General features: G+C 68.5%; 10 protein-coding genes. 3 read left to right on the plus strand and 7 right to left on the minus strand.

Translation table 11 applies throughout. The features are described from left to right. Window positions 1-101 precede the first annotated feature (101 nt). The 4 genes from ACH413_RS22220 to ACH413_RS22235 form a co-directional block, all read right to left on the minus strand. Complete coding sequence (locus ACH413_RS22220; RefSeq protein WP_360037537.1) at window positions 102-899, minus strand: TIGR02569 family protein; 798 nt, start codon at window positions 897-899, stop codon at window positions 102-104. An 88-nt stretch (window positions 900-987) separates the two neighbouring features. Beyond that, on the minus strand, window positions 988-2,160 hold the full coding sequence (gene moeZ / locus ACH413_RS22225) for an adenylyltransferase/sulfurtransferase MoeZ (protein WP_093602300.1): 1,173 nt from the start codon (window positions 2,158-2,160) through the stop codon (window positions 988-990). 79 nt (window positions 2,161-2,239) lie between these two features. Continuing rightward, window positions 2,240-3,235 carry a DUF3152 domain-containing protein gene (locus ACH413_RS22230; protein ID WP_360037540.1) on the minus strand — a complete coding sequence of 332 codons (996 nt, stop codon included), beginning with the start codon at window positions 3,233-3,235 and terminating at the stop codon, window positions 2,240-2,242. Window positions 3,236-3,275: 40 nt separating this feature from the next. Next, window positions 3,276-4,229, minus strand: coding sequence for an alpha/beta fold hydrolase (locus ACH413_RS22235; RefSeq protein ID WP_360037543.1), 954 nt, complete (start codon window positions 4,227-4,229; stop codon window positions 3,276-3,278). Window positions 4,230-4,355: 126 nt separating this feature from the next. Between ACH413_RS22235 and ACH413_RS22240 the strand changes: the two genes are divergently transcribed. After that, entirely contained in the window at window positions 4,356-4,985 is a 630-nt protein-coding gene (locus ACH413_RS22240; protein ID WP_330270896.1) for a TetR/AcrR family transcriptional regulator, read from the plus strand. Window positions 4,986-5,021: 36 nt separating this feature from the next. Here ACH413_RS22240 and ACH413_RS22245 read toward each other — a convergent pair whose 3' ends face one another. Next, window positions 5,022-5,807: an alpha/beta hydrolase gene (locus tag ACH413_RS22245; RefSeq protein ID WP_360037546.1), complete on the minus strand. Its 786-nt coding sequence runs from the start codon at window positions 5,805-5,807 to the stop codon at window positions 5,022-5,024. Beyond that, the gene (locus ACH413_RS22250; protein WP_360037549.1) at window positions 5,780-6,667 is read right to left on the minus strand and encodes a diiron oxygenase; all 888 of its coding nucleotides are present in this window, start codon (window positions 6,665-6,667) and stop codon (window positions 5,780-5,782) included. Before ACH413_RS22250 ends, ACH413_RS22245 begins: the two co-directional genes overlap by 28 nt. A gap of 61 nt (window positions 6,668-6,728) precedes the next feature. On the opposite strand from ACH413_RS22250, the gene ACH413_RS22255 reads away from it, so the two are divergent. Both ACH413_RS22255 and ACH413_RS22260 read left to right on the plus strand, forming a co-directional pair. Next, on the plus strand, window positions 6,729-7,412 hold the full coding sequence (locus tag ACH413_RS22255) for a TetR/AcrR family transcriptional regulator (RefSeq protein WP_360037552.1): 684 nt from the start codon (window positions 6,729-6,731) through the stop codon (window positions 7,410-7,412). Next, window positions 7,412-7,720: a DUF4873 domain-containing protein gene (locus ACH413_RS22260; protein WP_360037555.1), complete on the plus strand. Its 309-nt coding sequence runs from the start codon at window positions 7,412-7,414 to the stop codon at window positions 7,718-7,720. The genes ACH413_RS22255 and ACH413_RS22260 overlap by 1 nt, the downstream gene beginning before the upstream one ends. Here the strand turns inward: ACH413_RS22260 and ACH413_RS22265 are convergent. Further along, window positions 7,717-15,219: a GEVED domain-containing protein gene (locus tag ACH413_RS22265; protein ID WP_360037558.1), complete on the minus strand. Its 7,503-nt coding sequence runs from the start codon at window positions 15,217-15,219 to the stop codon at window positions 7,717-7,719. The two genes, ACH413_RS22260 and ACH413_RS22265, sit on opposite strands and share 4 nt — an antisense overlap. Between the last annotated feature and the right edge of the window lie 111 nt (window positions 15,220-15,330).

Genomic DNA, 15,330 nt, shown 5'->3' on the forward strand with positions numbered 1-15,330 from the left:
CACTGCAGCGCGCAGTAGGGGCAATGGGTCACGCCGCTGACGCTAAGAAGCCCGCGTTAACCCGATGCTCCCCAATGTTTCGTCGGTGGAAAATGGCCCGCTCAGAGCAGTGCCGTCACCTGGTGAGCAGCTCGTTCCAAGCCCGCAAACGACTGTGGCGTTGACAACGGGTGCAGCGCGTGCACGGCCAGCCGGAACAGCATCGCACGCACGAGCGCCTGTTCCCACTCGGCCTGGTGACTCCACCGGTGGAACAGGCCGGAGTCCGCGCCACCCCACGCGACGGCGTCCACCGCGATCACGGCGGCGGCCCACTCGGCGGGACGCCAGTAGGCGGTGAAGTCGATGACGGCCGGCGGCGCGTTGCCCGCGAACAGCACGTTGCCGAACAGGTCGCCGTGCACGACCTGCGACTTGAGGTTGAGGGGCTTCTGCGCGTCCTTGAGCAGGTCGAACAGCCGGCCACCGAGGTCGGCGTCGAGCGGCACGTCCTCCTCGCCCCACGCCTTGCGGTCGGCGACGGCGAACACGTCGGTGCGCGCGTCGAGGAAACGGGGCTTGGGCAGTTCGGCCGTGGCCTGGTGCAGGCGCTGGGCGACGGCGATGACCTCGTCGTGACGCGCCTCTGCCCGGCCGGCCAGGAACTTGGTGGCGGACCAGCCACCGACGACGTACCTGCCGTCCGTGGAACGCAGGGGTCTGCCGATGCGCAGGTGGTGGACGTCCAGACCGTCGAGGGTCTTGGCGATCCAGGTGGCTTCAGCGGGCCTGGGCGCGGGCCTGATCGTGGCGTCGCCGCAGCGCCAGGCGGGGCCGCCGTCGATGAGCTCTGGCTCGGCGTCACGTGCCCCGAACGCCGCACGCACGTGCGCTGGGGGCGGTTCGGGGGACCGGGTCACGGTCGGGCACGCTACCTGCATAGACCGTCCGGGTGGTGGACCCCGACACGCCGTGATGTCGCGCCACCACCCGAACAGCCCATAGCCGTTAGTACGTTGGCAGGCTGGGGTCGACCTCGCGGGCCCACGCCAGCACACCGCCACCGACGTGCACGGCGTCCTTGAAGCCCGCCTTGTGCAGCGCCGCCAAAGCCTCCGCCGACCGAGCACCGGACTTGCAGTGCAGCACCAGCGGCTTGTCCTGCGGCAGCTCGGAGAACGCCTCCCCGGACAGGATCTTGTCCTTCGGGATCAGCACCGAACCCGGGATCCGCACGATCTCGAACTCGTGCGGCTCACGCACGTCCACCAGCAGGAAGTCCTCACCGGACTCCTGCTTGTGCTTGAGCTCCAGAGGCGTGATCGTGTTGCCCGCGGCCGCCTGCTGCGCGTCCGTGGACACGACACCGCAGAACGCCTCGTAGTCGATCAGCTCGGTGATCTTCGGCGACTCCGGGTCCTTGCGGATCTTGATGGTCCGGTAGCTCATCTCCAGCGCGTCGTAGACCATCAGGCGGCCCAGCAGCGGGTCGCCGATGCCCGTGAGCAGCTTGATCGCCTCGGTCACCATGATCGAGCCGATCGACGCGCACAGCACGCCCAGCACGCCGCCCTCGGCGCACGACGGGACCATGCCGGGAGGCGGCGGCTCCGGGTAGAGGTCGCGGTAGTTGAGGCCCTGGCCGTCCGGGGCGTCCTCCCAGAAGACGCTGACCTGGCCCTCGAACCGGAAGATCGAACCCCACACGTACGGCTTGCCCAGCAGCACCGCGGCGTCGTTCACCAGGTACCTGGTGGCGAAGTTGTCGGTGCCGTCGAGGATCAGGTCGTAGTCGCGGAAGATCTCCAGCGCGTTCTCGGAGTTGAGGTGCGTCTGGTGCAGGATCACCTTGACGAACGGGTTGATCTCGGCGACCGAGTCGCGTGCCGACTCCGCCTTGGGGCGGCCGACGTCGGACTGGCCGTGAATCACCTGGCGTTGCAGGTTCGACTCGTCCACGACGTCGAAGTCGACGACGCCGAGCGTGCCGACCCCGGCCGCGGCCAGGTACAGCAGTGCCGGGCTGCCCAGGCCGCCCGCGCCGACGACGAGCACCTTCGCGTTCTTCAGCCGCTTCTGCCCGTCCACCCCGACGTCCGGGATGATCAGGTGCCGGCTGTAGCGCGCGACTTCTTCCTTGGTCAGCTCCGCGGCTGGCTCAACGAGCGGCGGAAGCGCCATGCTGGTCCTCCTCGACGAATGTCTCCGTGTCCGAGACAACGTCTACCCTGCCTCGACTCTTCCCCGTTGGAAAGCTGTCTCAGCCTGCGGGAAACGCGTTCGGAGTGCAGACCTTGCCATCAGCGGGAACGACGTCCTGACCCGCGTTGAGCTGTGACACGAAGTCGTTCGAGACTCCGAAGGTCTGCTGCATCATCACGGGGGCGGGCGCGCCGTTCTCCCCGCAGGCCGCGTGGCCGTTGCCCAGGGCGTGACCGACCTCGTGGTTGATCACGTAGGTGCGGTATCCGGCCAGGTCAGGGCCGTAGACCATGGCGCCGCGCACCCAACGGGCGACGTTGATGATCACGCGCTTGGTTCCCGGGTTCCAGCAGGAGGTCTCGAACGGGATCTCCTTGCCGCAGAGCGTGTGCGTCGTCTTCGTCGTGGTCAGCGCCACGAAGAAGTCCGGGTTCTGGTTCGCCTCGACCCGCTGCAACGCGACCTGCTTGGTGCCGACCCAGCTGCGCGGGTCGGACAGGATTCCGTCGATCGTGCGGGCGAACGCGGCCGGGTCGTCGTTGAAGTCGGCGGGCTTCACACCGTCCTCGACGGCGATCGCGTACTTGCGGAACTTCGGCGCGTTGGCCTCGCCGACGCGCGGACCGCTGCCGGCGATCACTTTGAACGTGCCGACGCCGTCCTGCGAGAAGTCCGGACCGGCCGGCAACTCGGCGGTCGGGATCTTCAGGTCGGGCTTCTTGGCCGGCAACTCGGTGGCGGGCACCTCGGGCGTGCTGGCCGGGGTCTCGGCGGCGTTCGTGCTGCCGCCGTCAGCGGCCCCCGGCGCCTTCGGCTGGACCGTGTCGAGCACCACCAGCGCGGTCAGCACGAGAAGCACCGGGATCGCGTAGATCCGCCACCCGTAGTTGGCGACGAGCTTCTTCACGCCGCGGCGTCTGGGCGGCCTTCGCAGGGCCTGCGTGCCCTCCGGTTCCCAGGCGGCCGCGAGCGGTTCCGCGCTGGTCCGGCGCTCGCCGCGGCGGTAGCGGTCAGCGGGCGGAGCAGTACGTCCTCGCTCGGGGGCGCGATTCACGTGTTCCAGGGTCCCACATCCCCCGTATGGCCGTCGTTCATCACCATGAGTGTCGGTCGACCGCCTCCCACATGCCCAGCACAGCCCTCGCCACGGTGGCGGGCCGCTCCATCTGGGCGACATGGCCGGTCTTGGGAAGCACCAGCAGTCGCCCCTTGGGCAGCGATCGCGCCGTTCGCGGCCCCTTCCGCACGCTGACGAGCCGGTCGTTCTCGCCCCAGAGCACCAGCGTCGGCGCCTTGACCAACGGCAGCAGCCTCCACAGCGACCTCGGACCGGGCGTGAGCCAGCTCTGCATCAATCCGAACGTGCTGCGGTTGAGCGCCTGCCCCGCCCACTTCTGCCGGGCGCGCTCCTCGTTCTCCGCGATCGACTCCTCGATGCGGTGGTCGGGCACCACGCTCGGGTCGGCGAAGCACAGTTCGAGCATCTGCTTCGTGCGCTGGTGCGCGGTCAGCTTCGCGAGCTCGCGGCGCACCTTCGACCCGACGATCGGCAGGACGGCGAGCGCCATCCGCGGATCGGACATGCGGTCGAGGCGCGGCCTGAGGTCGGGCACGGCCGGCGAGACCAGCGTGAGCGTCTTCACGAGATCCGGCCTGCTGGCGGCGGTGATGACCGAGATCGCGCCACCCATGGAGTTCCCGAGCAGGTGCACGGGCTGTGAGAGCGTTTCCAGGTACTTGATCACCGTGCGGGCGTGCGTCGCGAGACTGAAGTCGTACCCGGGAATCGGCTCCGACCGCCCGAACCCGGGCAGGTCGATCGAGTAGCCGCTCACGTGGTCCTTCAGCTGCGCCGCGAGATCTGTCCAGTTCGTCGCGGACCCGCCAAGTCCGTGCACGTACACGGCCGGCGGCCCGTCGCCAGGAGTGACTCGCACGTGCACTTCGTGGTCGTCTACCTGGTGAAACTCGCCTGGCCACGGCGTCTGGGTCTTGTCCAGCGGCGGCAGCGCGACCGTGGACAACGGGGCGGGAATGATGGCGCTCACCGGACCAGGATGCGGGAAAGAACGCTCAGATGGTTCCCGGATGTGGGCTACCAGCGAGTAAGGTTGCGCTCAGCCTCGGTCTGGCAACCCCTCTCCGACGGCCGGATCACTCGTGCTGGAGGCACCATGACGGAGACGGCGCAGAGCGCACCCGCAGGCAGGGGCGTTCGACTGCCGCGCACCGCCCGCCGCGCGCAACTGCTGGCAGCGGCGCAGGACGTGTTCGTCGCCAACGGCTACCACGCCGCGGCGATGGACGAGATCGCCGAGCGCGCGGGCGTGTCCAAGCCGGTGCTGTACCAACACTTCCCCGGCAAGCTGGAGCTCTACATGGCGCTCCTCGAGTCCCATGTGGACGAGCTGGTCGGCCGTGTCCGCACCGCCATCGGCTCCACCACGGACAACAAGCTCCGCGTGCGCGCCGCCGTGGCCGCCTTCTACGACTTCGTGGACGGCGAGGGCCAGGCGTTCCGCATGGTGTTCGAGTCGGACCTGCGCTCCGAGCCGTCCGTGCAGTCGGCCGTCGAGCGCGCCACCACCGACTCGGTGGACGCCATCACCGACACCATCACCGCGGACGCGGGCCTGGACGCCGAACGCGCCCGCCTGCTGGCCGTCGGGCTGGTGGGCCTGTCCCAGGTGACCGCTCGCTCGTGGCTCGCGGACAACCGCCGGGTGCCGAAGGAGGACGCGGTCGCGCTGATCTCGAACCTGGCGTGGCGCGGCATCGGTGGCGGGTTCCCGCTCCAGCACTGACGACACGAAAAAGGGCCCGCGAGTGCGGGCCCTTTTCTACATCAGCGCGGCTATCCGTCTCGCCACGTCCTCGGACCGTTCCAGCGGCAACATGTGCCCGGTCTTCGGATAGATCACGAACTGCGCGCTCGGCAACGCCTCGGCCAGCACCCGCGAGTGCCGCATCGGCGTCAGCACGTCCCAGGACCCGGCCATCACGACCGCGGGGATGTCCGCCAGCACGGCAAGCGCTTCCCGCCGCTGGTGCCGGGTGAGCTCGCCCCGGATCCCGACGAACGCCTCGCCGGTGGTGTTGCCCGCCATCGCCGCCGCTGCCCGGACGTCGGCCCAGCGCGGACGCCGCCCGAACGTCACCCGCAGCCCCGGCGTGATCACCCACCCGAACCCGACCTTGGGCCGCTTGACCAGCCACTTCCCGGCAAGCCGTTCGATGCCGCTCTGCCCGGGAAGATCCCCGCACGACGTGGCGATCAACGCCACCCCCGACACGCGCGCGAACAGCTCTGGCCGTTGCTCGGCCAGCGCCATGATCGTCATGCCGCCCAGCGAGTGGCCGGCGAGCACGATCCGCCCGGTCGGCACGTGCTTCTCCAGCACGGCGGCCAGGTCGTCGGCGAGCTCCGAGATGGTCCCGGTGCCCGTTCCGGCGGACCTCCCGTGACCGCGCACGTCGTAGCGCACCACCCGGCCAGGCAGTGCGGCGGCGACGCGGTCCCAGGTGGTCAGGTCCATGGTCCAGCCGTGCAGCAGCACGGCGGTCACGTCGGAGGGCGAAGTCCCCGACGTGACGACGTTCAGCCGATCAAGAACGAGCGACGCCATGAGCGCATCCCCGGCCTTCCCACGAGTCCGGCCTCGTCGAGGAACGTCATGATCCGCTCGCCGGACCAGCGGATGGTCTCCTGGAAGCGCTCGTTGCCCAGCGCGACCCGGTGGGCCTCGCGGACGTCCAGCCCGACGGCGGCGTACGCGGCGGGGTTGATGATCGCGCGCGTGATCATCATCGACACGTACCCGACCAGCCACTTCTGGTACGGCAGCTCGTAGCCCTTCAGCTCCGACATACCGCGCTGCAGCTCTTCGCGGGCGAACCGCACGTGCCGCGCCTCTTCCAGCACGTGGATCCGGTTCACCATCCGCACGAGCGGCTGGATGGTGTCGTCGGTCATCGCCTCGCGCTGCAACCGGTCGAGGATCTCCTCCGCGACCAGGATCGAGCCGTACATCGCGGGGCCGTAGCCGATGATCGGCAGCAGCTTGCCCATGCGGTGCGTGTGCTTGGTGGGCCCGTAGGCCGGGCAGCCGATCCGCTCGACCAGGCGCGCGAACATCGTCGAGTGACGGCATTCGTCGGCGACCTCGGTCAGCGCGTACTGGGCGTGCCGCGTGGTCGGGTCGGTGTTGTAGACCATCTTGACCAGCATCTGCATGAGCAGCAGCTCGAACCACAGGCCGACGGACGCGATCGACGCCAGCTCGTGCTTCGACAGCTCGATGCGCTGCTCCTGGCTCAGCGTGTCGTACAGCGGGGTTCCGTAGAGCGAAATGCGCTGCTCAGGGATGTAGAAGAGCCCGTCGACCAGAGGTGCGGACCAGTCGATGTCCACCTCGGGGTCGTAGAACTTCTCGGCGGACGACTTGAGCAGCCGTTCCGCGGTCTTCTCCCGATCGGCGACCCTCATCGGTTGCCCTCCCCGGTAGGTGTTACTTGAGGTAACGGTTACTTCTGGTAGCGTGCGTCACATGGCACGCACTGTCAAGGGGCCGGACGCGCGACGTGAGCGGTGGAAGGGTCATCGCGAGCAGCGCAGGGCGGAGTTCGTGGAGGCCACGATCGCCGCCGTGGCCAAGAAGGGCCCCGACGTCGGCATGGAGGACGTGGCCGCGGAGGCGGGCGTCAGCAAGCCCGTGCTGTACCGGCACTTCACCGACAAGTCCGACCTGTACCTGGCAGTGGGCCAAAAGGCCACCGAACTGCTGATGGACCGGATGGGCCCCGCGCTCATCGCCGACGGCCCGATCCGCGGCCGCATCCTCGGGATCGTCGACGCCTACCTGTCGGTCATCGAGGAGAACCCGAACCTCTACCGGTTCGTCGTCAAGGGGTCCTTCGTGGACCGCCCGGTCGAGAAGGACGTCGTCGCCGAGGACAAGAACCTCATCGCGTCGACCCTGGCCAGGATCCTCGGCGACTACCTGCGTTCCTTCGAGATGGACTCCGGCGGCGCCGAGCCGTGGGCGCACGCGCTCGTCGGCATGGTGCAGAACGCGGGCGACTGGTGGCTCGACCGCCAGACCATGTCCCGCACGAACCTCAGCGAGTACCTCACGACGCTGATCTGGCACGCCATCGACGGGCTGCTGCGGTCGGCGGGCGTCCAGGCAGACCCGGCAAAGCCCCTCACCCCGCTGCGATTGGTGGACTGATGAGCGAGCACGAGCACGACGAAGAGGGCTACACCGGCACCGCCACCCTCGTCTTCGGAGAAGAAGAAGTCGCGGTCGAGGTCGATCTGCGGGGCTACTTCCAGCCGATCGACGGCCGCTACCACTGGTACGGGCGGATCAAGAAGCACGACGACGTCACCAGCCGCGTCGAAGGGGGCGCGCGGACCGCACTGCTGCGCACCCCCACCGGTGAGGCGGAGGGGACGCTCACCGACCCAGACCCGTGGGGCCGTTACCGGGTCGGTGGCGTCTCCACTCCGCCTTACAAGATCGAAGAGCCGGCCTAGGCCCTTCGCCTGATCAACACACCCGCGAGCAGCAGGACCAGGCCGAACGCCGCCAGTGGCAGGGCCGGGAAACCGGTCCACGCGATCGGCGGGTCCTGCCGCACCTTCACGGTCGCGGAGCACCTCGGGTCGGAGCCGCCGGGCCGGCAGTTCGAGCCCGGCACGTCCGAGGTCACCACGTTCCGCAGCTCACCGGGGCCGCTCGCGGTCACCCAGTACGTCACGGTGGCCGAGGCCCCGACCGCCAGCTCGCCGGACCAGGTCAGCACCGGTGAGGTGAACGTGCCCGCGTCGGTGCCGCCCCACGTCGCGGCCTTCAGCACGTCGGCCAGCGAGTCGGTGAAGGAGCCGGTGACCGGCGTCCGGCCGGTGTTCCGGACGGTCACGGTGTAGGTGATGCGGTCGCCCGGCTTGGCGTCCGTCCGGTCCGCCTTCTTCACGATCTCGAGGCCCGACACCGGGGTCTCGGTACCGCAGTTCGAGCCGGGGCAGTTCGACGGCGTGTCCGACGTGACCACGTTGCGCAGCTTGAAGTCGCCGGTCGGCGGGTCGTTCACGCGCACCCGGTACGTCACCGTCTTCGTGGCCCCGATCGCCAGCTCACCGGTCCACGTCAGCTTCGGCTTGGCGAACACGCCAGCGTTCGTGTCCACGAAGGACGCGTCGTCCAGCACGCCGCTCAGGTCGTCGACGAAACCGGCCTGTGGCAACGAGGTCTGGCCGGTGTTCGTGACCGTCACGGTGTAGGCGACGAGATCACCCGGCTTCGCCGAGGTCCGGTCGACCTTCTTGAGGATCTCCAGCCGCGGCACCAAGACCTCGACCGCGCAGCCGTCGCGGCAGTTCGAGCCGGGGGTGTCGGACGTGACGACGTTCTTGAGCCGCAGGTCGCCCTTGCTCGTGACGGTCACCGAGTACCGCACGGTCTCGGACGCACCGACCGCCAGATCGCCCTTCCACGTCAGCTTCGGCGCCGCGTAGGTCGCGAGGCCCGAGGTCGACGCGGCGTCGCCGTTGTACGTGGCGTCGTCGAGCACCTCGGTCATGTCGTCGACGAACGCGGCGTCGCGCAGCATCGTGGCACCGGTGTTCGTGACGACGACCGTGTAGGTGACCTTCTCGCCCGGCTTGGCCTCGGCCCGGTCCGCCTTCTTCACGATCTGGAAGCCGGCGATCGGGGTGTCCGTGGTGCAGCCCTCCGTGCAGTCCGTGTCCGGGACGTCCGACGACACCACGTTCTTCAGCCGCTTGTCGCCGTCGCCGGTCACCTTCACCGTGTACGTGATGGTCACCGACTCACCGACCGCCAGATCACCGGTCCACGTCAGCTTCGGCGACGTGAACGTGCCCGCGCTCGTGCCGATCCAGGTCGCGTCGTCCAGCACACCGCTCAGGTCGTCGGTGACCGTGATTCCACTGTGGACCGTCTTGCCGGTGTTGGTGATCGTCACCGTGTACGTGACCTCGTCACCCGGCTTGGTCGACTTCGGCTCCGCTGTCTTCACCAGCTTCAACCCGGCGATCGGCGTGGTCGTGGTGCACTCGACGCACTCCCCACCCGGCGTTTCGGTCGTCACCACGTTGTCGAGGCTGAAGTCGCCCTGCACCGGGTTGGTCACCTTGACCGAGTAGGTCACGGTCACGGTCGCACCGACCGGCAGGTCACCGGTCCAGGTCAGCTTCGGCGACGTGAACGTGCCCGCGCTCGTGCCGACCCAGGTCGCGTCGTCCAGCACCTTGCTCAGGTCGTCGACGAACGACGCACCCACCAGGTCGGTCTGGCCGGTGTTGCGCACCTTCACCGAGTACGTGACGGTGTCGCCGGGCTTGGCCGACTGCACGTCGACCGACTTGCTGACCTCCATGCCCGGCAACGGGGTCGACGTCGAACACTTCGGGTCCGTCGATCCCGGCGGGCAGTTGCCGCCGGGGTCGTCCGAGGTGACGACGTTGTTCAGCCGGTGGTCGCCGGCGGCGGTCACCTTCACCGAGTACGTGATGACGGCCTGCGACCCGATCGGCAGAGCACCGCTCCAACTCAGCTTCGGAGCCGCGTAAGTCACCTCGCCCACGGAAGCCTGCTCGTCACCACTCCAGGTCGCGTCGTCCAGCACGCCCGTCAGGTCGTCGCGGAACGACGCGTTCTGCGCGGTCTGGCCGGTGTTCTTCACCGTCACCGTGTACGTCACGACATCGCCCGGCACCGGCTTCTCCGGCGCGGCCTTCTTCACGATCTCCAGGCCCGCGACCGGGGTGTCGGTCGTGCAGCCCCCCGAGCAGTCGGTGCCCGGAGTCTCCGACGACACCACGTTCTTGAGCCGCTTGTCCCCCGCACCCGTGACCTTCACCGAGTACGTGACCGTCACCGAGGCACCGACCGCCAGATCCCCGGTCCACGTCAGCTTCGGCGCCGCGAAGGCGACCGCACCAGCCGAAGCAGCCTGATCACCGTTCCAGCTCGCGTCGTCCAGCACCCCGGACAGGTCGTCGGCGACCGAGATTCCACTGTGGACGGTCTGGCCGGTGTTCGTGATCGTCACCGTGTACTTGACGGCGTCGCCGGGCTTCGTCGTGGCCGGCTCCGACTTCTTCACCAGTTTCAGCGCGGCGACCGGCGTGTCCGTCGTGCAGCCGTCGACGCAGTTGTTGCCAGGAGTGTCGGACGTGACGACGTTCTTGAGCCGCTTGTCGCCCGCCCCGGTCACCTTGACCGTGTACGTGACGGTCGCCGTCTCCCCCACGGCCAACTGCCCGGACCAGGTCAGCACGGGCGAGGCGAACACACCGGCGCTCGTGCTGACCCACATGGCGTCGTCCAGCACACCGGTCAGGTCGTCGCGGAACAACGCGTCGAGCACGGTCTTGCCGGTGTTCCGCACGGTCACCGTGTACTTCACGGTGTCGCCCGGCTTGGTCGACGCGGGCTCGGCGGTCTTCTTGATCTCCACGCCGGACACCGGGGTGTCGGTCGTGCAGTTCGGCACGCAGTTGTTGCCGGGGGTGTCGGACGTGACGACGTTCGTCAGCTGGTGATCACCCTTGCCGGTCACGACGACCGTGTAATTGATGGTCGCGGATCCGCCCACAGGCAGCACACCCGTCCACGTCAGCACGGGTGACGTGAACGTCCCGGCGCTCGTGCCGCCCCACGTCGCGTCGTCGAGGACCTTGGTGAGGTCGTCGCGGAACGACGCGTTCAGCTCGGTCTGGCCGGTGTTCCGCACGGTCACGGTGTAGGTGACGGTGTCGCCGGGGTTCGCGGACTTCCGGTCGACCTCCTTCACGATCTCCATGCCGGGCAACGGGGTCGTGGTCGAACACTTCGGGTCCGTCGAGCCCGGCGGGCAGTTGCCGGGAACCTCGCTGCTGACCACGTTCGCCAGCTCGTGGTCGCCCTTGATCGGATCGTTGACGCGAACGACGTACGTCAGCGTCGCCGTAGCGCCGATCGCGAGATCGCCGGTCCACGTCAGCGTCGGCGCGGCGAACTCGGCCTTGCCCGTGGAGGCCTGCACGGACACCCACGAGGCGTCGTCGAGCACGCCGGACAGGTCGTCCGTCACCTTCTCGCCGACCAGGGGCACCTGGCCGGTGTTGGTGATCGTCACGGTGTAGGTCACCGGGTCGCCGGGGTTCGCGGACTGCTTGTCGGCCTTCTTCTCGATCGTCAGCTCACGGCCGGGCGTCTCGGTGCTGCACGACGGATCCGTGGAGCCGGGCGGACAGTTGTTGCCGGGCGTGTCCGAGGTGACCTTGTTGTTCAGCTTCTTGTCGCCGGGGTTCGGGTTCTTCACCGTCACCGTGTAGGTGATCGTGGCGGTGCCACCGATCGGCAGGTCGCCCTTCCACTCCAGCTTCGGCCACACCAGCGTGACGGCGCCGACCGTGGCCTTCGCGTCGTCGTTGTAGACCGCGTCGTCCAGCACCTTGGTCAGGTCGTCGGTGAACGATGCTCCTGTTTGGACGGTCTGACCGGTGTTGGTGACCTTGATCGTGTAGGTCACGGTGTCACCGGGCACGACCTGGTCGCGGTCGTCGGACTTCTCGATCCGCAGCCCGGCGATCGGCGTGCTGGTCGAACACTTCTCGCCGCCGGGGCAGTTGGCGCCCGGTGTGGTCGACGTGATCACGTTGTCCAGCTTGAAGTCCGCCGGATCACCGACCTTGACCGTGTACGTGACGGTGGCCGTGCCGCCGACCGCGAGGTCTCCCGTCCAGGTCAGCTTCGGCGCCGCGAAGGACGCCGAACCCGTGGAAGCCTCAGCGGAAACCCACTCGGCGTCGTCCAGCACCTTGGTCAGGTCGTCGACGAAAGTGGCGCCCTGCAACGGAGTCTTGCCCGTGTTCCGCACGGTCACCGTGTACTTGACCGTGTCACCGGGCTTGGCCGACTGCCGGTCCACCGACTTCTCGAGCTCGACACCGGACACCGGCGTGGTGGTCGTGCAGTTCGGCACGCAGTTGTTGCCCGGCGTCTCCGAGGTGACGACGTTCGTGAGCTGCTTGTCGCCCTTGCCGTTCGCGACCACGGTGTAGGTGACCGTCGCCGACTCGCCGGGCGCCAGCGGACCGTTCCAGGTCAGCTTCGGAGCCGCGAAGGACGCCGTGCCCGAGGAAGCGCTGACCGAGCCCCACGCGGCGTCGTCGAGGACCTGGGTCAGGTCGTCGGCGAACGAGGCGTTCAGCGAGGTCTTGCCGGTGTTCCGCACGGTGACCGTGTACTTCACGGTGTCACCGGGGTTCGCCGACTGCCGGTCGACCTCCTTCTTGATCTCCACCCCGGAGACCGGCGTCGACGTGCGGCAGTCCGGGTCGGTGGAGTCCGGCGGGCAGTTGTTGCCTGGCGTGGTCGAGGTGATCACGTTGTCCAGCAGGTGATCGCCCTTGCCGGTCACCTTCACCGTGTACGTGATCGTCGCCGAACCACCGACCGCGAGAGTGCCGCTCCAGTTCAGCTTCGGAGCCGCGAACGTGGCCGTGCCGGCGGAAGCGGTGGCAGAGCCCCAGTCCGCGTCGTCCAGCACCTTCGACAGGTCGTCGGAGAACGTGGCGTTCAGCGAGGTCTTGCCGGTGTTGGTGACCTTGACCGTGTAGGTGACGGTGTCACCGGGGTTCGCGGACTGCTGACCGACGGCCTTCTCGATCTTCAGCCCGGCGACCGGCGTGGTCGTGCCGCACTTCGGATCGGTCGACCCCGGCGGGCAGTTGCCACCCGGCGTGCTGGACGTGATCGCGTTGTCCAGCTGGAAGTCGCCCTTGACCGGGTTGGCGACCTTCAGCGAGTACGTGACGGTCGCGGACCCACCGATGGGCAGGTTGCCGGTCCAGGTCAGCTTGGGCGAGACGAACTCCGCCACGCCCGAGGACGCCGTCGCGGAGACCCAGGCCGCGTCGTCGAGCACCTTCGCCAGGTCGTCGGTGAAAGTGGCGCCCTGCAACGGGGTCTTGCCCGTGTTCGTGACGGTGACGGTGTACGTCACGGTCTCGCCGGGGTTCACCGACTGCTTGTCGGCCTGCTTCTCGAACCGGACGCCGGACACCGGGGTGTCGGTCGTGCAGCTCGGCACGCAGTTGTTGCCGGGCGTGGTCGAGGTGACCACGTTCGTCAGCTGCTTGTCGCCGTTGCCGGTGACGACGACCGTGTAGGTGACGGTCGCCGACGCGCCGACGGCCAGCGCACCGGTCCAGGTCAGCTTGGGCGAGGCGAACGTGGCCGTGCCGGAGGACGCCGTCGCGCTGCCCCAGGTCGCGTCGTCGAGCACCTTCGTCAGGTCGTCGACGAACATCGCGTTCAACGGCGTTTTACCGGTGTTGGTGACCTTGACCGTGTACTTCACCGTGTCGCCGGGGTTGGCGGACTGCCGGTCGACCGACTTCTCGATCTTCAGGCCCGGCGTGTTCACCGTGGTCGAGCAGTCCGGATCGGTTGATCCAGGCGGACAGTTGCCCGCGCTGCTCACCACGGCGTTGCGCAGCTGGTGGTCGCCGGTGATCGGGTTCTTGACCGTGACGGAGTAGGTCAGCGTGACCGTCTTGCCCTTGGCGACGTCACCCGTCCACGTCAGTTTCGGTGCGGCGTAGGAGATCGAGCCCGAGGTCGCGGCCTGGTCGTTGTTGAACGTCGCGTCGTCCAGCACCTGCGTCAGGTCGTCCGACACGGTCAAACCGGTGACGTCCGTGGCGCCGGAGTTGGTGATGGTGACCGTGTACGGCACCTGGTCGCCGGGGTTGGCGGTGGTCTTGGGCGTGGACTTCTTGATGTCCAGGCACTCGACCGGCAGCTGGTAGTCCTCGACCTCACCGCTGTCCGCGAGGCCCTTGTCGTTGCGCACCTGGTCGACGTTGTAACTCGCCCGGAAGCGCGCGTAGGTGTTGCCGCACTTGATGCTGCCCGGGATCTTCCACGTGATCGTGACCGAGGTGGCGCCGGCGCCGAAGTCCGCGCAGGCGCGTTCGTTGCCGCTCTCGAACGACCCGTTGCCGTTGAAGTCGATCCACGCGCACACCCGGCCGGCCTGCGAGGCGCCGGACAACGTCACGGGCACCGAGTAGTCCTCACCGGCGTTCGACCTTGCCAGTCGCGGGAACGCCGCCACGCCGTCGTCGAGGTCGTCGCCGTTGGGCAGGTTGTTGTCCGCGCCCGCCGCCACGGCCTTGGGGCTCGGCGTGGTCGACCCGAGGTTGATCGTCGTGGGGTTGTCGACCGACACGCCCGAGCCCAACGCCAGATCACCGACGACGTGGCTCGCCGCGGCACCGGTGTCGTAGCTCGCGGGCGCGTCGCCGAAGTCCTCGTCCACCGAGACGCCCGCGACGTAGAAGTCGTCGGTCGCGTTGCTGCTGTTGGTGAGCATGTCGACCTGGAAGCTCACGGAGCTGACGGTGCCGTTCATGCGGACGCTGCCGCACGAGGCGGGAGCCAGCCTCGCGCCGTTGGAGTTGCACAGCACGTTGAGGTTGCGGTTCGGCGCCTCGATGCGGGTGCCGTTCTGCCCGATCGTCATGTTCGTCGCGCCGGCCAGCGGCCCGGTCAGCGTCACTCCGGGCGTGGTCACGGTGTGTGCGACGTGCGTGCTGCCGGTGTCGCCGATGGTCGCGCCGCTGCCGGCGAGGTGCAGCACCGGATCGCGGACCGGCCGGTTGAACGAGAACGTCAGCGTGCCCCGGTTGAAGCAGTCCACGAACGCGGCACACCCCGTGGCGGCCGCGGTGAGGCCGATCAACGCCGTGTTGGCGGGGATCTGCGGCCGGAAGTTGCCGGGCACCGCCCCTCGGTCGCCGGGAGGCGAGTTCAGCGTGGTCAGCCTCAGGTTCGCCCCGGACACCGATGCCGTGACGACCGCACCGGACGTCAGCGTCGAACGCGCCGACGCGTTCACCGCCGGCAACGCGGAACTCGTGGACCAGGACCCGGCCGCGTGCGTTTGGTACGCCTGCGCGGGCAGGGAGAAGGTCGTTGCCGAGACCACGAGCAACAGAGCCAGCAGGGCGGCGCGCATAGCACTCCTCAGCAGCGTGACGACTCCGTCACGCTAGGTGCGCGCACATGCCTCTACCAGCGAAGTCACCGCTTCAGGCGACCTCGCTGAGGCGCCGGACTGCGAGTTCGG

This window comes from Lentzea sp. NPDC020367 (assembly GCF_044387305.1).
Lineage (GTDB): Bacteria > Actinomycetota > Actinomycetes > Mycobacteriales > Pseudonocardiaceae > Lentzea.